This window comes from Brucella sp. NBRC 113783 (assembly GCF_040372265.1).
In the GTDB taxonomy this organism is placed as follows: domain Bacteria; phylum Pseudomonadota; class Alphaproteobacteria; order Rhizobiales; family Rhizobiaceae; genus Brucella; species Brucella teleogrylli.
In genome coordinates this window covers 73,952-95,027 of the sequence record NZ_BAABRX010000005.1, presented here as the reverse complement: position 1 = coordinate 95,027, position 21,076 = coordinate 73,952, and the positions used below count along the sequence as shown (strand labels likewise).

The window sequence follows — 21,076 nt, the reverse complement described above, 5'->3', positions numbered from 1 at the left end:
CCAATGAAAAAAGCACTCTTTGTGGCAGTCGCCGCTTTCTCGCTTGGCCTTTCGGCGCAGATGGCCTTTGCGCTCGACAAGGTGACGCTTGGCACCAACTGGCTGGCGCAGGCCGGTCATGGCGGCTTCTATCAGGCGCTCGCCGATGGCACCTATGAAAAATACGGCCTCGACGTGAAGATCGAGATGGGCGGGCCGCAGGTCAACAACCGCCCGATGCTGGCCGCAGGCCGCCTCGACTTCCTGCTCACCGGCAATCTGCTTTTGTCCTTCAACAATGTCGCCAATGGCGTGCCGACCACGGTTGTGGCTGCCTTCTATCAGAAGGACCCGCAGGCCCTGATGGCGCATGACGGCGAATACAAGGATTTCAAGGATCTGGTGAACGCACCGACGATCCTTATCTCCAAGGACGGCCAGTTCTCGTTCTGGCCCTGGCTGGTGAAGGAATTTGGTTTCAAGGACGAACAGCTGCGTCCCTATGGCTATAGCCTCGCCCAGTTCCTCGGCGACAAGAAGACCGTGCAGCAGGCCTATGCGACCGCCGAACCGCTTTACGCGGCCAAGGAAGGCGCAAAGGTCAAGACGTTCCTGCTCGCTGATCAGGGCTACAATACCTACGCAAACACCATTGAGACGCGTCAGGAACTGGTCGACAAGAACCCCGACCTCGTGCAGCGTTTTGTGACGGCTTCGATCGAAGGCTGGGTCAACTTCATGTATGGCGACCACAGCAAGGCCTATGAGATGATCCTCAAGGACAATGCGGATATGAGCAAGGAAACGCTCGACGCAGAACTGGCCAATCTCAAGGAACTGCAGCTCATCGACAGCGGCGACACGCTGACCAAGGGCATTGGCGCCATCGACATGAACCGCGTCAAGTCGTTCTACGAGCTGGCGCGCAAGTCCGGCATCGTCAGCGGCGAAGAACTCGACATGAGCAAGGTTGCAACCGACGCCTTCGTCAACAAGGGCGCAGGCCTCGACATCAAGAAGCAGCTGGGCCAGTAAGCCCCCGACGAAAACGGAAAGTCGCCCGCCTGTTTGAATGCCCGGCGGCTTTCCCTCCCGACCACGGTTAGAGACATGACTATCGACGACGAGAATGACGATATCGAGCCGACCGGGCGAGACAAGGTTCTCGACCGCCGGCGGCGCATTCTCGGCGCGATCCGCACTGCCGCGATTGACGAATTCGCGGAAAAGGGTCTGGTCGGCGCATCGACCCAAGGCATTGCGCACCGTGCCGGACTGACCAAGCCTCAGCTGCATTATTATATTTCCAGCAAGGAAGAGCTCTACGAAGACATCATCGTCTTCATCCTCGACCAGTGGGAAGATATTTTCCTCGATGCCAGCGCCGAGGATGACCCGGCCAAGGTGATCCGCCAATATATCCGGGCCAAGCTCGCTTATAGCCAGAAGAACCCCAAGGCATCGAGGCTTTTCACCACCGAAATCGCCAATGGTGCGCCCTATCTCAGCCGCCACTGGAACAAGCATGTCGCAGCCACCCACAGCGCGGTCAAACTGATCCAGTCATGGGTGGATGACGGGCGCATCAAACCGGTCGATCCGCTGTTGTTCCAGATGCATATCTGGGCCGTGACGCAGCATTATGCCGATTTTGAAACGCAGGTGCGCAGCATGATGGAAGTGGGCGAGGACGTTCCGCTGGATTTCGAGCGCATCGAAAAGGAAGTCTCGGCGCTGTTTCTGCGGGCATGCGGGCTGGAGTAATTATCGCAGCCCTTCGAGTTCTGCGATGCGCGCGGCGCTATCCTTTTCCAGCATGCGCGTCATTTCGCGGATAAGCGTTTCGGCCAGTACAAACAGGGCCGCCGACGAATCCCAGGCAGAGGGCACCGCCGTGCGACCCGCCAGAACATGGCGCGCAACGCGGGCAATCGGCGACAACCACTGGTCGGTGACAAGAATAACCTCGACACCCCGCGCCCGTGCTTTTTCCGCCAGCCCCAACAGGCTGTCCTGATAGCGGCGAATGTCGAAAACGACGAGCACATCGCGTTTTCCCATATCCAGCAACCGGTCGCGCCAGACACTTTCCTGACCGCCGAGATGAAACACTTGCGGGCGGATGATCGTCATATGCGCCGTCATATATTGCGCGATGGGATCGGTGAACCGGCCCCCGATCAGATAAATATTGCCCTTGGCATTCGACAGTGCGGCCACCGCCTGCTGCAACTGTCTGGCGCCAAGATGCCGGAATGTCTCGCGGATATTTTCCTGTGTGTGCTCTACCGCCGGATAGGCCGTATCGGGGGCTTTGTCCGGATTTTCATTGCGGTGGTGCGGCGATTGTAATTGCGCCGCAAGTTCGTTTTGCAGATGCGCCTGAAACTCGGGATAATTCTGGAAACCGAGCCGATTTACAAAGCGCAGGATCGTCGGCGAGCTGACGCCCGCCTGCGCTGAAAATTCCGCCACCGTCTTCAATCCGAGTATCGGATAATTGGCGATCAAAGTCTGCGCTGCGGCCCGTTCGCCGGCAGGCATCGTATCGATCCGTTCATTGATGCGTTCGGCAACGCTGGTGTTTTCCGGGGCGCTTTCCGGCACGATATTTTCCATCCCGATGCCCAATTCAATTCGGGCAAAATTGTGTTTGACAAATTATCATACGACGTATCAAATAATCCGCAATAGCGCATAATTTTAAAAAACGTAACATAAGTTACAGCGCGGGGAACAAACCAAATGGCGGACGAGCGAAAGAAACGCCCGGCTTCGCATGAGCCGGTTTTTGTCGTCAACGAAACAGGGTCAAGTCCCTGGCTTTTCGTTTGCGAACACGCCTCCAACCATGTGCCGGACGGTTTCGACGGCCTGGGGCTGGGGGAGGATGCCCTTCGTGCCCACATCGCCTGGGATCCCGGAGCGGTGGAGGTTGCCCGACATCTCAGCGCCGCGCTTGATGCGCCGCTCGTAGAGTCGTGTCTGTCGCGCCTGCTGATCGATTGCAATCGCCCGCTTGATGCGCCGGACCTGATCCCCGAAATCAGCGAAATGACGGTCATTCCCGGCAATCACGAGCTGAACTCGCTGGAGCGCACCGCGCGCATCGACCTGTCGCATCGCCCGTTTCATGCCCGGATCGAACAGCTTATTGCGGCGCGCGCCGCACGCGGCTTTCCGTCATGGATGGTCACGATCCATTCGTTCACGCCGGTCTATCGCGCCATATCGCGCCCATGGCATGTCGGCATCATCCACGATGCGGATGACCGGGTTGCAGCGCCGCTGATTGCCGCACTCAAGCAGGACCAAACGCTCAATGTCGGCGTCAACGAGCCTTATGCGCCGTCCGACCGCGTCTATTACACGCTGGAGCGCCATGCGCGCCCGCGCAATGCGCCCTGCGCCATGATCGAAATCCGCAATAACGAAATCGCCGATGCAAAGGCTCAAAGAGCATGGGCCGAGCGGCTGGCGCCGATATTTAGCCGGATTGGCGAGACGCTTTGCCCCGCAGCGCAACCGAACGGAACGAAGAACTGAAGGAGAGGGAAATGCCCAAGCCGATCAGGCTTTTCGTCAAATATGTGGATGCGCTGAATTATCGTGTCGGGCGCTTTTCGATGTATCTGCTTTTCGTGCTGGCGGCTTGCCTTCTCTATTCCACCTTCTCGCGGGTTGCTTTCGGCGTGCCCGTCAACTGGGTCCTTGAAATGTCGCAGTTTCTGCTGTCGGCCTATTATCTGCTCGGCGGCGCCTATGCGATGCAACAGGGCGCGCATGTCCGCATGGACCTCTTTTTCGACCGTCTGCCCCCGCGCAAAAAGACGCTGACCGACCTGATCACCATTCTGTTCATCGTGTTTTATCTCGGCGTCATGGTGATGGGCGGCATTTCTTCCACGAATTACGCCATCGTCTATGGGCAGAAGAATTATACCGCCTGGGCGCCTCCGCTCTGGCCGATCAAGCTCATCATGACGACCGGCATTTTGCTCCTGCTGCTGCAATGCCTTTCCAACTTTTTCAAGGACTGGGCATCGCTGCGCGGCCAGCCCATCGACACGCTTGCCGGTCCGGCCATTGAGGAGGGCCATCATATATGAGCTCTGAACTCATAACACTTTTCATGTTCGCCACAATGATGGCGCTGCTGATGACCGGTCAGCGGGTTTTCGGCGTCATCGGCTTTGTCGGATCGCTGGCGGCCCTGCTCCTTTGGGGCAAAGGCTCGTTTGAAATGCCGTTCAACGCGACCTTCGCGGTCCTGAACTGGTATCCGCTGATCACCGTGCCGTTCTTCGTGTTCATGGGCTATATGCTGTCGGAATCCGGCATTGCCAGCAATCTTTATCGCATGTTCCATGTCTGGTTCGGCGGCATACGCGGCGGTCTGGCGCTCGGCACCATCGGATTGATGGTCATCATCTCCTGCATGAACGGCCTCAGCGTTGCAGGCATGGCCATTGGGGCGACCGTGGCGCTGCCGGAGCTTCTCAAGCGTGGCTACAACAAGGTCATGGTCACCGGCGTCATACAGGCGGGCAGTTCGCTCGGCATTCTCATTCCGCCGAGCGTCGTGCTGGTGCTTTATGCGATGATCGCTCGCCAGCCGGTGCTGCAACTCTGGCTGGCTGGCATCGGCCCCGGCCTGTTGATGGCGGCACTTTTCGCGATCTATATCTATATACGCTGCCGCCTGAACCCGGAACTTGGACCAGCCCTGCCAAAAGAAGAGCTGGAGAAATTCAGCTGGAGCGAACGCTTTTCCGTGTTGCGCGCCGGTCTGCTGCCACTCGTCGTCTTCGGCGCGATGATGGGCCTGTTCCTGACGGGCATTACCAGCCTGGTGGAAAGTGCGGCGGTCGGCGCTTTGCTCGCCACATTGGCGGCGCTGTTCACCGGGCGTCTTAACAAGCAGGTGTGGGAAACGACGTCCCGCAACAGCCTGACCGTCACCTGCATGTTCCTCTGGATCATTCTCGGCGCGCTGTGCTTTTCGTCGGTTTATGACGGTTTGGGCGCCGTCAAGGCAATCGAGAAGATCCTTCTTGGCACATTCGATCTGTCGCCGTGGACCATTCTCATCCTGATGCTGCTGTCGTTCATTCTGCTCGGCATGTTTCTGGATGATACGGCCATGCTGGTGATCGTGGCGCCGCTCTATATTCCGCTGGTCAAGAGCCTCGGCTTCAATGCGATCTGGTTTGGCATTCTGTACACGATCACCTGCCAGATTGCGTATATCACGCCGCCTTTCGGGTACAATCTCTTCATGATGCGAGCGCTGGCACCCAAGGAAATCACGCTGATCGACATCTACAAATCCATCGTGCCGTTCTTCTTCCTTATGGTGCTGACGATCATCATCTTGATGATTTTCCCGCAAATCGCGCTGTGGCTGCCGAACTGGTATACCGGGCGATGAGAAACGATGGAGGAAATACGAATAATCCGGTGACAAGAGTCCGAATGGACCGGCCCGGCTCATGTGAAAGGGTGAACTTCAAACAAACGGGAGAATGGGCATGAGCGAGAATAACAAGCTTAATAAACGTGACTTTCTCAAGAAGGCCGGGCTGACGACGGTTGGAGCATTGGGTGCCAGCACACTTGCGACGCCCTATGTCAAAGCACAAAGCCCGATCAAGTGGCGATTGCAGACCTATGCAGGCCCGGCACTGGCCGAACATGTCATTAAGCCGTCGATTGACGCCTTCAACAAGGCGGCGAACGGCGAAATGACAATTGAACTTTACACCGCTGACCAGCTGGTGCCGCAGGGCGAACTCTTCCGCGCCGTGCAGTCGGGCACCATCGATGCCGCGCAAAGCGATGACGATTCCATGGCATCGCCCGTCGATGTCGCGGTGTTCGGCGCTTATTTCCCCTTCGCTTCGCGCTATAGCCTCGACGTGCCGACACTCTTCAACTGGTACGGGCTGAACGAAATCTGGGAGGAAGCCTATAAGGAAATTCCCGGCGTCACCTGGCTCAGCGCCGGTTCGTGGGACCCGTGCAACTTCGTCACCACAAAACCGATCCGCAGCGTTGCCGATTTGCAGGGCCTTCGCGTCTTCACCTTCCCGACAGGCGGTCGTTTCCTGACCAAGTTCGGCGTGGTGCCTGTCACGCTGCCCTGGGAAGATATTGAAGTCGCCATCCAGACCGGCGAACTCGACGGCGTGGCCTGGTGCGGCGCGACCGAGGCCTATACCGTTGGCTGGGCGGATATCAACAAGTACTACCTCACCAACAATATCAACGGCGCATGGGCCGGTTCCTATTTCGCCAACACCGAAAAGTGGGATGCCGTACCGGAACACCTGAAAGCGCTCTTCAAGCTGGCGATGGATTCCTCGCACTACTACCGTCAGCATTGGTACTGGTGGGGCGAAGCGCATTACCGCACTACCGGCGGCAAGCTGGAACTGACCACCATTCCGGAATCGGAATGGAAGCAGATCGAAGATGCGGCACAGGAGTTCTGGGACGACATTTCCAAGCAGAGCGAGCGCAACGCCAAGGTCGTGGCCATTCTGAAGAAATATCAGGAAACCATGCGCAATGCCGGAGCGCCGTATCGCTACAGCTGACGGTGAACATAACGAACCAGCGAGGGATCGGAGGCTTACGGGAAAGTCTCCGATCCCGGTCTATCCTTTCATGCTTTGAGGAGCAGGCATATAAATGGCCGGACAATTGACTTTCGACGCGCTGAAAACAGCCGTTTCCGCCGGAGAGATCGACACCATTCTGGCCTGCATCGTGGATATGCAGGGACGCCTGATCGGCAAGCGTTTCTATGCGCCGTTCTTCGTGGAATCCGCCTATGACGAAACGCATGGCTGCAACTATCTCCTCGCCGACGATATCGACATGGAACCGGTGCCCGGCTATGAAGCCGCCGGTTGGGACAAGGGTTATGGCGACTTCGTCATGAAACCCGATCTTTCCACCATCCGGCTTGCGCCATGGCTGGAAAAGACCGCCCTCGTTCTTTGCGACGTGCAGGACCATCACCATGACGATCTCGCCCATTCGCCGCGCGCTATTTTGAAGAAGCAGCTCACCCGCCTGCAAGAGCGCGGCTATCGCGCTTATTTTGCCTCCGAGCTGGAATTCTATCTCTTCGACGAGACCTACAAGACCGCCCGCAACAAGCACTGGCAGGCCATGGAAACGGCCTCGCCCTATGTGCAGGACTATGTGATCCACCTCACCACCAAGGAAGAACCGGTCCTGCGCGCCATGCGCAATCAACTGGCCGCAGCCGGAATTCCGGTTGAGAATTCGAAAGGCGAATGGGGTCCGGGTCAGGAAGAGCTGAATGTGCGCTATGCCGAAGCGCTGGAAATGGCTGACCGGCATGTGATCATGAAAACGGCGATGAAGGACATTGCCGAGCAGCATGGCAAATGCATCACCTTCATGGCGAAGTATGATTACAGCAAGGCTGGCAGTTCCAGCCATGTGCACAATTCGATCTGGAGCGCTGACGGCAAGGAATCGCTGTTCTTTGACCCGAAGGCGCCACATACGATGACTCCGCTGATGCGGTCATGGGTGGCCGGACAGCTGAAATATGCAACCGACTACACCTATTTCCTCGCGCCCTACATCAATTCCTATAAGCGCTTTCAGGCGGGCACATTCGCGCCCACCAAGATCATGTGGAGCGAGGACAACCGCACCGCAGGTTTCCGGCTTTGTGGTGCAGGCACCAAGGGCATTCGCATCGAGTGCCGCATCGGCGGGGCCGATCTCAATCCTTATCTCGCCTTTGCGGCATTGATCGCTGCTGGTCTTCAAGGGATCGATGAGAAGCTTGAACTGGAAGAACCTTTTGTCGGCGATGCCTATGGCGCGGTGAAGCTGAAGGAAATTCCCTACACGCTGCGCGAAGCAGCGCTTGCGCTTAAGAACTCGTCTTTCCTGAAGGAAGCACTCGGTGAGGAGGTGGTCAGCCATTATGTCCACACCGCCCATTGGGAGCAGATCGAATATGACCGCCGCGTCACCGATTGGGAATTGCATCGCGGTTTCGAGCGCTACTGACCGTCCATGGATATCCAGAATGAGCTATGAAGGACCTGCCCAATGAGCGGCACTGCGAAAATCATCTCGCCTATCGACGGTTCGGTCTATGCCGAGCGCCCTTTTTTGAGCGAAGCCGCCATTCAGTCCACCGTTGCGGCGGCGCGAACGGCACAAGCCGCCTGGGCTGAACTGAGCATTGCGGAGCGGGCGCGCTATTGCCGTGCCGCGCTTGCAGCGCTTGCCGCCATGCAGGACGAAATCGTGCCGGAGATTGCCTGGCAGATGGGTCGCCCGACTCGCTATGGCGGCGAAAATGGCGGCGTGCAGGAGCGCGGTCAGTATATGATCGATATTGCCGCGGAAGCGCTGGAACCTTATCTCCCCGCGCCAAAGGACGGTTTCCGCCGCTATGTCAAACATGTGCCGCTTGGCGTCGTGCTGGTGATCGCGCCGTGGAACTATCCGTATCTTACTGCCGTCAACACCATCATCCCAGCCCTGATGGCGGGCAATAGCGTCATCCTGAAACATGCGACGCAGACGCTTCTGGCGGGCGAGCGCTTCGCCCAAGCCTTTGAGAAGGCGGGGCTTCCCAAGGGTGTTTTCCAGAATGTGGTTCTGGATCATGCCTCCACCGAAAAACTGCTGGCTTCCGGCACGGTCGATCATGTGAATTTCACGGGGTCGGTCGGCGGCGGACGGGCGATTGAAAAGGCTGCCGCAGGCACCTTCATGACCATGGGGCTGGAGCTTGGCGGCAAAGACCCGGCCTATGTCCTGCCGGACGTCAATCTCGATCATGCGGTCGCCAATCTGGTGGACGGTGCCTTCTTCAATTCGGGCCAGTGCTGCTGCGGCATCGAGCGCATCTATGTGCATGAAGATGTCTATGATCGTTTCGTGGACGGTTTCATCGATCTGACCCGCCAATATGTCGTCGGCAACCCGCTGGACGCTGGTACAACGCTCGGCCCCATGGCGCAGGCGCGTTTTGCCGATCTTATCCGCGAGCAGAAGGCCGAAGCGCTGCGCAAGGGTGCCAAGGCGCATGTGAACATGAAAGTTGAAAATGACGTCGCCGGCTCACCCTATATCGCGCCGGAAGTACTCACCCATGTCGATCACCAGATGAGCGTCATGCGCGAGGAAAGTTTCGGCCCCATCGTCGGCATCATGAAGGTACGCAACGATCAGGAAGCGCTCGCTTTGATGAATGACAGCATTTATGGCCTCACCGCTTCGCTATGGACGACGGACACTGACCGCGCGGCAACGCTCGGCGACCGCATCGAAACCGGCACTGTTTTCATGAATCGCTGCGACTATCTCGATCCGGGCCTTGTCTGGACCGGCGTTAAGGATACCGGCAAAGGCGCTTCCCTTTCGCCCATCGGATACGGCAATCTGACCCGGCCTAAATCCTTCCACCTACGTGAAAAAATCTGATCTGATCCCTGTTCTGCCCTACTTTGAAAGCAATCGATATGACGACACTGACCGCTAAATGGAACTTCCCGACCACCGTTCTTTTCGGGCCGGGGCGCATCAAGGAACTGCCTGCTGTTCTGAAGGCGGCAGGTATCGCGCGCCCGCTTTTCGTCACAGATCCGGGTCTCGCGAAACTTCCCGTGGTTGCTTCCACGCTGGCCGTTCTCGATGCGGCAGGTGTGCAATATGGCGTCTTTTCCGATGTGAAGCCTAACCCGGTCGAAAGCAATCTCTATGCGGGCGTCAAGGTTTTTCAGGACGGCAAACATGATGGCGTCATCGCCTTTGGTGGCGGTTCTGCGCTCGACCTTGGCAAGCTGATCGCCTTTCAGGCGGGCCAGACGCGCCCGGTCTGGGATTTTGAGGATATTGGCGACTGGTGGACCCGCGCCGACAGCAACGCCATCGCGCCGGTGATTGCCGTGCCAACCACCGCTGGAACCGGCTCGGAAGTGGGCCGCGCGGGCGTGTTGACTAATGAAGCGACGCACACGAAAAAGGTCATTTTCCACCCGAAAATGCTCCCGGTCACGGTCATTGCTGATCCCGAACTTTCCACCGGCATGCCGCCTTTCATCACTGCCGGCACCGGCATGGATGCACTGGCACATTGTCTTGAAGCTTATTGCGCGCCGGGCTTTCACCCGATGGCGGATGGCATCGCTCTCGAAGGTATCCGCCTTGTGTTCGAAAATCTGCCCCGGGCCTATGCCAACGGCAACGACATTGAAGCCCGCGCCAATATGATGGCCGCAGCCGCGATGGGCGCAACCGCTTTTCAGAAAGGGCTCGGCGCGATCCATTCGCTGTCGCACCCGATTGGCGCGCTCTACGACACCCATCACGGCATGACCAACGCCGTTTTCATGCCCTATGTGCTGCATCATAACCGCGCCGCTATCGAAAAGCGGATTGAACGCCTTGCGGATTATCTCGGTATCAAGGGCGGTTTCGACGGCTTCGTCGCTGCCATCATGAAACTGCGCAAGGACCTCGGCGTGCCGGACACATTGCCGGAATTCATCAAAGGGCTGGAGATGGACAGCGCTCGCAAGGACCTGATTGCAGAGATGGCAATCGTTGATCCGACGGCTGGCGGCAACCCGATTGAGCTTACCAAGGAAGGCGCGCTGAAGCTTCTGGAAAGCGCCTTGTCCGGCAAGAATTGACCGGCGGCAATTCCCGCAAAACTGTGTAACGTTTTGCTTGCAAGAAAAATATAGACAGCTAATAGTTAGGCCGACAAAACAAGCATCGCACCGAAGCGGGGGGCGATGCATCTGGAGAGCGGGTTCTTGGGGAGGAACCCGCTCTCCTTCATTTTAGAGCACATCCCGAAAAGTGTGAAACGGTTTTCGGATAAGATGTGTGTTAAAACAAACAGTTAGAGTGCCGATCTGATACAATCGGATCGAAACGCGCTCTGACGTCAGTCATTGGCTCGATAATCAGCGCGGGTAATGCCGTGACGTTGCATCTTGTCGTAAAAGGTCTTGCGCGGAATGCCGAGCGCCTTGATCGTTTCCTGCACATTGCCGCTATGAGCGGCAAGCGTTTCGCGGATCAGCGTTTCTTCATAACGCTCCAGACGTTTCGGCAAAGGTTCCTGATCATCCGCCACGGAACGGCCCACGCCATTGGAAGATGAGACGCCAAGCGCCACCCGGTCAGCAAAATGCGCCAGTTCACGCACATTGCCCGGCCAGACATGGCTCATCAGATGGCGATGCGTGGCGGCGTCAACCACCGGTACATCGCGATTGAAGCGCTTTGCCGCGCGCGTCAAAAAATGCGCAAAAAGCAGCGGAATGTCCTCGCGGCGCTCCCGCAGCGGCGGTATCGATAGCGTCACAACATTGAGCCGATAGTAAAGGTCTTCACGAAAATCGCCGCGCTGCGCCGGATCGCCGAGATCGATCTTCGCGGCAGCCACCACGCGCAAATCGACCGGGCGGATTTCATTGGTACCGAGCGGGGTAATCTCCCGCATTTCCAGCACGCGCAGCAGTTTTACCTGCGTTGCGGCTGGCATGCTTTCAATCTCGTCGAGAAACAGCGTGCCGCCGCTTGCATGTTCGATGCGTCCCAGCCGCTTTTTCTGCGCGCCGGTGAAGGCACCCGCCTCATGGCCGAACAATTCGCTTTCAATCACAGTTTCCGGCAGCGCGCCGCAATTGAGCGCAACGAAATTGCCTTTGCGACGGCGGCTCCAATTGTGCAGCAGTTGTGCCACGACCTCCTTGCCGCTGCCGGTTTCGCCCGCTACCAGCACATCCACGTCTGTATCCGCAATATCGCGCAGTGTGCGGCGCAGGTTTTCCATCACGGACGTCTGGCCGATCAGCGGCAGATCGCCTTCGGCGTCGATTGCAGCGGCGCGCAAGGCGCGGTTTTCAAGCACAAGCTGGCGCTTTTCACCGGCGCGTCGAATGCTGTGCACCAGCCGGTCCGCAGCAAAAGGCTTGGCTATAAAATCATAGGCGCCATCCTGAATGGCCTGAACCGCCATCGGAATATCACCATGACCGGTGATGAGGATCACCGGCAGATCGGGATCGATGCCCTTGATCCGCGTAAAAAATTGCAGCCCATCAATCTGCGGCATCCGCACGTCGGATACGATCACGCCGTCAAAATCCGCCGTCACATCGGCCAGCGCGTCCACGGCACTGCCATAATCGGCGACGGAAAAACCGGCAAGCTCCAGTGTCTGCCGGGTGGCGCGGCGCAATGCCCTGTCATCATCGACCAGGATAACGGAGTGAGGAGGGTTCATCATGCTTTTCTCAATTCGACGCGGAAGACTGTGCCGTCGGCACTGCTTTCCGCAGATATGGTTCCGCCATAATCGGTGACGATTTCCTTGACGATCACCAGACCAAGGCCGAGGCCCTTTTCCTTCGATGTATTGAAGGGCGAAAACAGGTTGTCGCGAATATGCTGCGGCATGCCCGGTCCGTTATCGGACACGGTGACCAGCACCGTCTCGCGCTGTTCTGTTGCGCGCACTTCGATGCGTCCGTCATTGCCTTTGAGTTCCACCGCCTCCAGCGCGTTCTGGAACAGATTGATGAGCACCTGTTCCAGCCGAAGCGAATGTCCGACAACGCGCAGATCGGGCGGCGGCAATTCGATATCCAGTTGATCCATCCGACCGGAAAAACGGCTGCGCAGCAGCACAAGCGCGCCCGATATGACCTGACTGAGCGGTGTCGGCTCCGAAGGTGAACGTCCCTTGCGGGCAAGGGCCTTCAGGTCGCCGGTGATAGTGCCGATACGATCGGTCAGCGCGGCGATTTCATCGAGATTCTCGGTTGCGGCCTCCAGCCGCTTTCGTTCGATGAACGTCTTCGCATTGTCCGCATAGGCCCTTATCGTCGCGACCGGCTGATTGATCTCATGCGCAACACCCGCCGCCACTTGCCCCATAATGGCGAGACGGTTAGCGTGGACGAGATCCTGCTGCACGCCCTGCAACATGGATTCCGTGCGATGGTGGTCGCTGATTTCAGCTTCCAGCCGGTCTCGCGCAAGACTGAGATCGCGGGTGCGTTCTTCTACGCGTTGCTCCAGTTCCTGTTGCGTGCGCGCTGCCGCTGCGATGCGCGCCACCACCTTCTGCCGCCTGCGCAACAACATCCCGGCGATGGTCGCAATGGCCGCCAGAATGATGAAGGCAATCAGCCGCGCCTCGCGCACCGCGCCTGGAATCTGCGGCTTTGTCGGCGCCATGCTGTACATCTGCCAGGGCGTGGACGGCACCGTGGAATGAATAGCCAGAAACTGCGTGCTGCGCCCCTCGCCGGGCATTTGCGCATTCATCAAAAGCACATCGCCCTCGCCCACCGCCTTCATAGATAGCGGCAAGGGTTGCAGCGGCACATCGCCGAATTGCAGACTGTCACGAATAGATTGAGACTGTTCCAAACCGATGCGGCCTATGGTCATGAAGCGCCAGGACGGAAGGCTGGTTATCAGCGCGATGTTGCGTTCGTCGGTCACGAAAGTCGGACGGCCCGCATTGCGCCAGTCCTGCTCCAGATCGTCGAATTCCAGTTTGACGACGATGACGCCGAGCGGGCCCGAAGACCCATCGACGCGCCGCGAGATATAAAGGCCGGGGCGGAAACTCACATTGCCGAGCGCAAAATATTCGTCGCCGCCATTGGTCAGGGCATCCCGAAAATAGGGCCGGAACTTGTAATCATTGCCGACAAAGCTGTCCCGCTCGCGCCAGTTGCTGGCCGCAATCGCGATCCCGTCCATCCCCACCAGATAGATCACCGCCGCCTGCGTGCCATCCGCGAGCGTCTCCAGCTTTCGGTTTGCGGGGTCTATCGTCGCCACCGTCTTGTCCAGAAGTGCCGACGCCAGCTCCCGATCCTTTGAAAGCACAAGCGACAAGGCGCGTTGCTTGTCGAGAACAGCGCGCAGCAGCGCTGTATTCAGATTGGCATCAATGCGCGTCTGCTCGCTCAAGTCCTCGACGGCGCGCTCATGCGCCGTGTTGCCAACCAGCCAGAATGCCAGCGCGAAGAACACGGCGCAGATGAGCGCAAACAGAGCCCAGGCCCGGCGATTGGCGGCTCGCAGATCCGCTTCATCAATGATTGGGGACACCAACTTGTTCATCAAATCAATGTGCGATATTTCGCACAAATTGAAAAGAAGAATGTGTAAAAATTCGCACAATACTGAGTAACGCTACCCCTGCCCATGGTATAATATCCATAGTTTTCAATCGGATAAGTACGCGCTCACAAACTTGGCACGGACATTGCAATTAGAACCTCCAACAGCGGTTGAGCGCCGCTGAAATCCAGGACTGAAAGGCTCGGGAGGCTGGACGCGATCCAGACTGAGCCAAATGGAGGACACAATGATTGCAGTTCCGACTGGCACGGCGGATGAGCCGCGCGGCCGCATCCCGCTTTATAAGCATCTCTATTTTCAGGTACTGGTGGCGATTGCCGCCGGTATCACGCTCGGCCATTTCTATCCCGAACTTGGCACGCAGCTGAAGCCGCTGGGCGACGCCTTCATCAAGCTGGTGAAGATGATCATCGCGCCCGTCATCTTCCTGACGGTCGCGACCGGCATTGCTGGCATGACCGACATGAAGAAGGTGGGGCGCGTTGCTGGCAAGGCGATGATCTACTTCCTCACCTTCTCCACGCTGGCGCTGATTATCGGTCTCGTCGTGGCCAATGTCGTGCAGCCGGGCGCTGGCATGCATATCGACCCAGCCTCTCTCGACCCAAAGGCCGTGGCCGACTACGCCACCAAGGCGCATGAGCAGAGCATTACTGGCTTCCTCAGCAACATCATCCCGACGACGATTGTCGGCGCTTTTGCGGAAGGTGACATTCTGCAGGTGCTGTTCTTCTCGGTCCTGTTCGGTATTTCGCTTGCGCTTGTGGGCGACCGCGGCAAGCCGGTCACCGACTTCCTGCATGTGCTGACCGCACCGGTTTTCAAGCTGGTGTCGATCCTAATGAAAGCCGCACCCATCGGCGCTTTCGGCGCGATGGCCTTCACCATCGGCAAATATGGCATTGGTTCCATCGCCAATCTCGCCATGCTGATCGGCACCTTCTACCTCACCTCGCTGCTTTTTGTGCTCGTCGTTCTGGGTGCGGTGGCGCGCTATAACGGCTTCTCCATTCTCGCTCTGATCCGTTACATCAAGGAAGAGTTGCTGCTCGTGCTGGGCACCTCCTCATCGGAAGCGGCTCTGCCTGCCCTGATGAACAAGATGGAAAAGGCAGGTTGCAAACGCTCGGTTGTCGGCCTCGTCATTCCCACCGGCTATTCGTTCAATCTCGATGGCACCAATATCTATATGACGCTTGCTGCCCTCTTCATCGCGCAGGCGACAGATATTCCGCTGTCGTTGAGCGACCAGATTCTGCTCCTGCTGGTGGCCATGCTCAGCTCCAAGGGTGCCGCTGGCATAACCGGCGCGGGCTTCATCACGCTGGCCGCGACCTTGTCGGTCGTCCCGGCTGTGCCTGTGGCCGGTATGGCGCTCATCCTCGGCATCGACCGTTTCATGTCGGAATGCCGCGCCCTGACCAATCTCGTTGGCAATGCAGTCGCCACCATCGTTGTTGCGCGCTGGGAAAACGAGCTGGATCAGGACAAGCTTGCCGCCGCATTGGCTGGCACCCCCGCCATCACCGATGCGATGCCGCAGCTGGAGCCAGCGGAGTAAGCGCTACGCAAACAAAAACGGCCCGCTTCATGCGGGCCGTTTCGTTAGATACCGCCGCCCTCGCCGAGAGTGCCGAAATGCTCGATCATGCGATCGACATTGGGTGTCAGACCCGTGAACAATTCAAACGCGCCGACCGCCTGAAAAACGGCCATGCCGCCGCCGTTGACGATGCTGCATCCGCGCTTTGCCGCTTCGACCAGAAGCTGCGTCTGAAGCGGGAAATAAACAATATCCGCCACCCAATGCCGTGGCGTCAGCAGACCCGTATCCAAAGGCACGCCGGGGTGCTTGGCCATTCCGGTCGGCGTGGCATGGGCCAGCCCATCGGTAACTTCCAGCGCGGCGGCGATATCCCCGCCTGATACAAACCGGCAAGCCTCATGCCTCGGCGCCAGTTGCGCAATCAGCGCTTCGGTTCGGGCGGCATCCAAATCGAAAACCTGCACGTTTCGCGCGCCCATTGTCGCCAATGCATGCGCAACCGCAACACCCGCACCACCGGCACCGATCAATACTGCATTGTCGACCGGGGCATCGGGCAAAGCGCGCCGGAAGCCCTGCGAAAAGCCCCACCAGTCGGTGTTATAGCCGGTTCTGCGACCGTTTTTGAATGTCACCGTATTAATCGAGCCGAGTGCCGCCGCATCGGGCGACAATTCATCGACAAACTGAATCGCCGCCTGTTTGCAGGGATAGGTGATGTTGAGCCCTGCAAACCCGTCTTTCTCCGCCTGATCCATCAGCTGCGGCAAAGCCTCAACGCCCACGCCCAGCACCGAAAGATCGAATCGGTCATAGCGGTAATCGATGCCGTTCATGCGCCCTTCATGCATATGCATGGCTGGAGTGCGAGAGGCACCGATGCCGCTGCCAATCAAGCCCACGCGAACCGACCGCGTCACTGTTTCCGTCACGGAATTTAAACTCCACCCCTATCGTCCCGCCATTTTCGCACGGCAGGTTTCTTGTTTTTGAAAATGTACGAACTGGTTAGTAACGTCAATCGGACATGGCGACTATTTTTGCAATGCACACCGAATTGAATGTGCTTTGAGCATTTCCAGCAAAAGTGCGTAGCGGTTTGGCGTCGGATAATACGTGAAAACAACTATCTAGAACGGTCCAACGATTCCGTTTCAACCGGAACCGCTATTGAGCCTCACGATTTCAGGTAAGCCAGGATCATATCCGCGATAAGCTGACGATGCCGCGTTCGGTACTCATCGGCCATGAGGTCCCGGTCGAAAAGCGCGCCAAATGTGTGCCGGTTGGCGACCCGGAAAAAACAGGCGGCGCTGATCATCTGATGCAGATCGACCGGATCGACCTTGCGGGTGAATACACCGCTTGTTTCCCCGCGTGCCAGAATCTCGGCAATGATCCCGATCACACCGGAATTGGTGCGCTGGAAAACGCTGGAATTCTTCAGATGCTCGGCGCGATGGATGTTCTCGATGCTGACCAGTTGCACGAAATCGGGATTGGCGTCGTCATGATCGAATGTGGCCTCGATCAACCGCCGCATCGCTTCTTCCGGCTCGAAATCCTGAAGCTGAAGGCGGTTTTCCAGCGCCCTTATCTTGGCATAGGCGCGCTCCAGCACAGCCAGATAAAGCCCTTCCTTGTTGTCGAAATAATAATAGAGCATCCGCTTCGACGTCTTAGTCTTCTCGGCAATCGTATCAACACGCGCACCGGAAAAACCTGCCCGAACGAATTCTTCGGTCGCGACCTCAAGGATGTTTTCCCTGGTGCTGTCGGGATCGTTTTTCCGTCCCGCGCGGGCCTGTGCAAGCTCGACTGCGCTGTCCATCGTGATCGTCTGGCCGCCTTTTAAAATGTACCAACTGGTGGGTTATATAGGCGCATAGTTCAGCGAGGGGCAAGCACGGGGCACTGTCATACATGCGCAAATGGAAAAGGGGACGGTAAACCGACCCCTTCTCTAAGTTCAACAGGCTTGACGCTACGCTATTTGCCCGCCGCCTGCGCGGCATAGACAAAGCTGTCATAGGTATATTCAGCGACGCGGAACCACTCGAAACCCTCGTCGCGGAATTTCTTCCAGCTCGGATAGATCTTCGCCCAGGCCGGGTTCTTTTCGGTATATTCAGCGTAGAGATCGAAGGTGACCTTGTAAGCGGCATCCAGCACGTCGCGCGGGAGAGGCCGCAAGTTTACGCCCTTCGACACCAGCGAGCGGATTGCACCGGTGTTCTTCACGTCATAGAGCGAAATCATGTTCTGCGTTGCAGCCTGAGCGGCGGTGTTCAGCGCCACCTTGTAGGCTTCCGGCAGGCTTTCATATTGCTGCTTGTTGACGAAGAAATGCACCGAAGCGCCACCTTCCCAGAACGCCGGATAGTAGTAGTAAGGCGCGATCTGGTAGAAGCCGAGCTTCTCATCGTCATACGGGCCGACCCATTCGGCGGCATCGATGGTTCCGCGTTCCAGCGACGGATAGATGTCGCCGCCGGGCAGTTGCTGCGGCACGACGCCAAGGCGCGACATGACTTCACCAGCCACACCGGCAATGCGCATCTTCAAACCTTTCAGGTCTTCGAGGCTCTTGATTTCCTTGCGATACCAGCCGCCCATCTGTGCAGCGGTGTTGCCGCCGACGATACCGACAACGCCGTAATCGGAAAGGAATTCGTTATAAAGCTCATTGCCGCCGCCATGATAGAGCCATGCATTTTGCAGGCGCGTGTTCATGCCGAAGGGAATAGCGGTGCCGATGGCGAAAGCCGGGTTTTTGCCGGTGAAATAATAGCCGCAGGTATGGGCGATTTCGACGGTATTGGCCTGCACCGCGTCAATAGCCTGCGGACCGGGCACCAGTTCGCCCGCCTGAAACACCTGTATCTGGAACTTGCCGTCCGTCATCTTCGACAGAGCATTGGCCATAAAGACCGCGCCGCCATAGATCGTGTCGAGATTGTTTGGGAAGCCCGATGTCAGACGCCAGCGTATGTTCGGCAATTCATCTGCGATTGCCGGTGTGGCCAGCGCCGCACCGCTTGTGGCGGCGGCGGCTCCGATGGCCGCCCCCTTGGTTAGAAATGTACGGCGGTTCAAATCCTGTTTCATGTTTTCCTCCTCCAAAACTGTTTCACTTATCACCGGCGCGGTAACTGGTCTCCCCTCGGTTACTGCGCTGGCTTTTCCGGTTGTCCGAAGCTTGGCTGCGGCGATCCGAACGATGGGGCGGGCAGCGGGTCCGTGGACGGCGAAGGCGCACCGAATGGGGCGGGCGCAGTGCCGAACGGATTGCCGCCATCCGCACCCGGCATCGGCACGTTGATCTGGATCGTCGACGGATCGGCGACCGGATGGCCGGATTTGTAATGGGTAACGATACCGGGAAACGCGATGATGATCGCGACCATCACCAGCTGGATCAGCAGGAACGGGATTGACCCCATATAGATCTGGCCCGACGTGACCGGTTGGATCGTGGCTCCCGTTACCTTGTCCTTATAGGCGCGCGACGGCGCCACCGAACGCAGATAGAACAGGGAGAAGCCGAACGGTGGATGCATGAACGATGTCTGCATGTTTACCGCCAGCATGACGCCGAACCAGACGAGATCGATGCCGAGCGCGTCGGCAACCGGCGCCAGAAGCGGGATGATGATGAAGGCCAGCTCGAAATAATCGAGGAAGAAGGCCAGAAAGAAGACGAGAATATTGGCGACGATCAGGAAGCCGACTTCGCCGCCGGGAATCGACGTCATCAGATGCTCAACCCAGACGTGACCGTTGACACCGTAGAAGGTGAGCGAAAACACACGTGCGCCAAGCAGAATGAAAATGACGAAAGACGAAAGCTTCGCCGTGGCGTAAAGCGCCGAGGTCAGCATCTTCATGTTCAGGCGGCGATTGATGATCGCAAGCAGAAGCGCACCGACCGCGCCCATTGCGCCGCCCTCCGTCGGCGTAGCGACGCCGATGAAGATCGTGCCCAGAACGAGGAAGATCAGCACCAGCGGCGGCACGAGCGAGACCACCACGCGCTGCGCCAGTTTCCACCCCTTCAAGGTGCGGGCCTGCAACGGCAAGGCTGGAACAGTCTGAGGCCGTAGGATCGACATGCCGATGATGTAGGCGCAATAAAAGCCGACCAGCATCAGGCCCGGCACGAGCGCGCCCTTATACATATCCCCAACCGACCGACCGAGCTGGTCGGCGAGAACGATCAGAACGAGGCTCGGCGGAATGATCTGCGCCAATGTGCCGGAAGCGGCAATAGTGCCGCTGGCCACTTTTCGATCATAGCCGTAGCGCAGCATGATCGGCAGCGATATCAGGCCCATCGAAATCACCGAAGCGGCAACGACGCCGGTGGTCGCCGCCAGAAGTGCGCCGACAATAATCACCGCAAAGGCCAGGCCACCGCGCACGGGGCCGAACAACTGCCCGATCGTGTCGAGCAGGTCTTCGGCCATGCCGCTTCGCTCCAATATCAACCCCATGAAGGTGAAGAAAGGAATGGCGAGCAGGGTTTCGTTCGACATCTGGCCAAAGATGCGGTCGGGTATGGCCCCGAACAGATTGACCGGCAAAAGCCCCATTTCGATGCCGACGAAACCGAAGGCAAACCCGACAAAGGCAAGCGCAAAAGCCACCGGATAGCCGAGCAAAAGCACGACGATCAGCGAGAGGAACATCAGCGGCGCGAGATTTTCCGCGAAGAAAGCAACCATATATCCGTCCCCCTCAGAGCGCTTGGGCTTCTGCGTCTTCAGCCGCCACCGTGTCCGGTAGACGCCCTTGCAGAATGGCAATGCGTTTGATGAGTTCGGACAGGCCTTGCAGCGCCAAGAGTCCGAAACCGATGGGGATCAGCGTCCAGACAGGCCAGAGAACCAGCCCGCCTGTATTGTTGGAGGTTTCACCGCTGGCGAACTTCGCTTCCACAATGGGCCATGAAAGATAGATCGTGATGAGGCAGAAGGGCAGCAGGAAGACGATAGTGCCGAAAATCTCGACCAGCAGCTGGGTGCGGCGCGAATAACGGCTGTAGAGCAGATCGACCTTCACATGCTCGCTGTGTAGCAGCGTGTAACCGGCGGCGATCAGGAAAACTGCTGAAAACAGATACCACTGCGCTTCCAGCCATGCGTTGGAACTGAGATTGAAAAGCTTGCGCGAAACCGCATTGATGGCGCTGATCAGCACCGCCACGAGTATCAGCCAGGATACTGCTTTTCCGATGAAATTATTGGCCGCGTCAATAGCGCGCGACAACGCCAGCAAAACTGACATTGCTCCTCCCCTTTTGTTTCGGCCTCCTCAAGCCGTTTTGCAAAAGAGAATAAGTGCGCGGGAATCCACCCGCAAGCAGAC

At 57.9% G+C, this 21,076-nt stretch carries 18 protein-coding genes; 10 read left to right on the top strand and 8 right to left on the bottom strand.

Annotated elements, in window-relative coordinates:
• Positions 1 to 3: 3 nt before the first annotated feature.
• Together ABWW11_RS16555 and ABWW11_RS16550 are read left to right on the top strand one after the other, a co-directional pair.
• On the top strand, positions 4 to 1,014 hold the full coding sequence (locus tag ABWW11_RS16555) for an ABC transporter substrate-binding protein (protein WP_109367176.1): 1,011 nt from the start codon (positions 4 to 6) through the stop codon (positions 1,012 to 1,014).
• Positions 1,015 to 1,089: 75 nt separating this feature from the next.
• Positions 1,090 to 1,743, top strand: a complete 654-nt coding sequence (locus ABWW11_RS16550; protein ID WP_109367175.1) for a TetR family transcriptional regulator C-terminal domain-containing protein — start codon at positions 1,090 to 1,092, stop codon at positions 1,741 to 1,743.
• On the opposite strand, the gene ABWW11_RS16545 is transcribed toward ABWW11_RS16550, so the two are convergent.
• Positions 1,744 to 2,523, bottom strand: coding sequence for a MurR/RpiR family transcriptional regulator (locus ABWW11_RS16545; protein WP_371830816.1), 780 nt, complete (start codon positions 2,521 to 2,523; stop codon positions 1,744 to 1,746). It abuts the gene before it with no gap.
• A gap of 201 nt (positions 2,524 to 2,724) precedes the next feature.
• Here ABWW11_RS16545 and ABWW11_RS16540 point away from each other — a divergent pair, with 201 nt between their 5' ends.
• The 7 genes from ABWW11_RS16540 (at position 2,725) to ABWW11_RS16510 (ending at position 10,679) form a co-directional block, all read left to right on the top strand.
• The gene (locus ABWW11_RS16540; protein WP_109367174.1) at positions 2,725 to 3,525 is read left to right on the top strand and encodes an N-formylglutamate amidohydrolase; all 801 of its coding nucleotides are present in this window, start codon (positions 2,725 to 2,727) and stop codon (positions 3,523 to 3,525) included.
• A gap of 11 nt (positions 3,526 to 3,536) precedes the next feature.
• Positions 3,537 to 4,088 carry a TRAP transporter small permease subunit gene (locus tag ABWW11_RS16535; RefSeq protein WP_109367173.1) on the top strand — a complete coding sequence of 184 codons (552 nt, stop codon included), beginning with the start codon at positions 3,537 to 3,539 and terminating at the stop codon, positions 4,086 to 4,088.
• A complete protein-coding gene (locus tag ABWW11_RS16530) occupies positions 4,085 to 5,410 on the top strand; it encodes a TRAP transporter large permease (protein ID WP_109367172.1) in 1,326 nt (441 codons plus the stop codon). The genes ABWW11_RS16535 and ABWW11_RS16530 overlap by 4 nt, the downstream gene beginning before the upstream one ends.
• A 100-nt stretch (positions 5,411 to 5,510) precedes the next feature.
• On the top strand, positions 5,511 to 6,578 hold the full coding sequence (locus ABWW11_RS16525) for a TRAP transporter substrate-binding protein (protein WP_109367171.1): 1,068 nt from the start codon (positions 5,511 to 5,513) through the stop codon (positions 6,576 to 6,578).
• A gap of 94 nt (positions 6,579 to 6,672) precedes the next feature.
• Complete coding sequence (locus tag ABWW11_RS16520; RefSeq protein ID WP_109367170.1) at positions 6,673 to 8,040, top strand: glutamine synthetase family protein; 1,368 nt, start codon at positions 6,673 to 6,675, stop codon at positions 8,038 to 8,040.
• A 42-nt stretch (positions 8,041 to 8,082) separates the two neighbouring features.
• Positions 8,083 to 9,468 carry an aldehyde dehydrogenase family protein gene (locus ABWW11_RS16515; protein ID WP_109367169.1) on the top strand — a complete coding sequence of 462 codons (1,386 nt, stop codon included), beginning with the start codon at positions 8,083 to 8,085 and terminating at the stop codon, positions 9,466 to 9,468.
• A gap of 38 nt (positions 9,469 to 9,506) precedes the next feature.
• Positions 9,507 to 10,679 carry an iron-containing alcohol dehydrogenase gene (locus ABWW11_RS16510; RefSeq protein ID WP_109367968.1) on the top strand — a complete coding sequence of 391 codons (1,173 nt, stop codon included), beginning with the start codon at positions 9,507 to 9,509 and terminating at the stop codon, positions 10,677 to 10,679.
• 260 nt (positions 10,680 to 10,939) lie between these two features.
• On the opposite strand, the gene ABWW11_RS16505 is transcribed toward ABWW11_RS16510, so the two are convergent.
• Entirely contained in the window at positions 10,940 to 12,286 is a 1,347-nt protein-coding gene (locus tag ABWW11_RS16505) for a sigma-54-dependent transcriptional regulator (RefSeq protein ID WP_109367967.1), read from the bottom strand.
• Positions 12,286 to 14,142, bottom strand: a complete 1,857-nt coding sequence (locus tag ABWW11_RS16500) for a sensor histidine kinase (protein WP_109367168.1) — start codon at positions 14,140 to 14,142, stop codon at positions 12,286 to 12,288. Before ABWW11_RS16500 ends, ABWW11_RS16505 begins: the two co-directional genes overlap by 1 nt.
• Before the next feature lie 247 nt (positions 14,143 to 14,389).
• Here ABWW11_RS16500 and ABWW11_RS16495 point away from each other — a divergent pair, with 247 nt between their 5' ends.
• Complete coding sequence (locus tag ABWW11_RS16495; RefSeq protein WP_109367167.1) at positions 14,390 to 15,724, top strand: dicarboxylate/amino acid:cation symporter; 1,335 nt, start codon at positions 14,390 to 14,392, stop codon at positions 15,722 to 15,724.
• Positions 15,725 to 15,768: 44 nt separating this feature from the next.
• On the opposite strand, the gene ABWW11_RS16490 is transcribed toward ABWW11_RS16495, so the two are convergent.
• The 5 genes from ABWW11_RS16490 to ABWW11_RS16470 form a co-directional block, all read right to left on the bottom strand.
• Positions 15,769 to 16,641, bottom strand: coding sequence for a shikimate dehydrogenase (locus ABWW11_RS16490; RefSeq protein ID WP_109367166.1), 873 nt, complete (start codon positions 16,639 to 16,641; stop codon positions 15,769 to 15,771).
• A 245-nt stretch (positions 16,642 to 16,886) separates the two neighbouring features.
• Positions 16,887 to 17,540: a TetR/AcrR family transcriptional regulator gene (locus tag ABWW11_RS16485; protein ID WP_109367165.1), complete on the bottom strand. Its 654-nt coding sequence runs from the start codon at positions 17,538 to 17,540 to the stop codon at positions 16,887 to 16,889.
• A gap of 158 nt (positions 17,541 to 17,698) precedes the next feature.
• A complete protein-coding gene (locus ABWW11_RS16480) occupies positions 17,699 to 18,817 on the bottom strand; it encodes a TRAP transporter substrate-binding protein (protein ID WP_319080681.1) in 1,119 nt (372 codons plus the stop codon).
• A 59-nt stretch (positions 18,818 to 18,876) separates the two neighbouring features.
• Positions 18,877 to 20,433 carry a TRAP transporter large permease gene (locus ABWW11_RS16475; RefSeq protein ID WP_109367163.1) on the bottom strand — a complete coding sequence of 519 codons (1,557 nt, stop codon included), beginning with the start codon at positions 20,431 to 20,433 and terminating at the stop codon, positions 18,877 to 18,879.
• 13 nt (positions 20,434 to 20,446) lie between these two features.
• Positions 20,447 to 20,995 (bottom strand): TRAP transporter small permease subunit, encoded by a 549-nt coding sequence (locus tag ABWW11_RS16470; RefSeq protein ID WP_109367162.1) that lies wholly within the window; start codon positions 20,993 to 20,995, stop codon positions 20,447 to 20,449.
• Between the last annotated feature and the right edge of the window lie 81 nt (positions 20,996 to 21,076).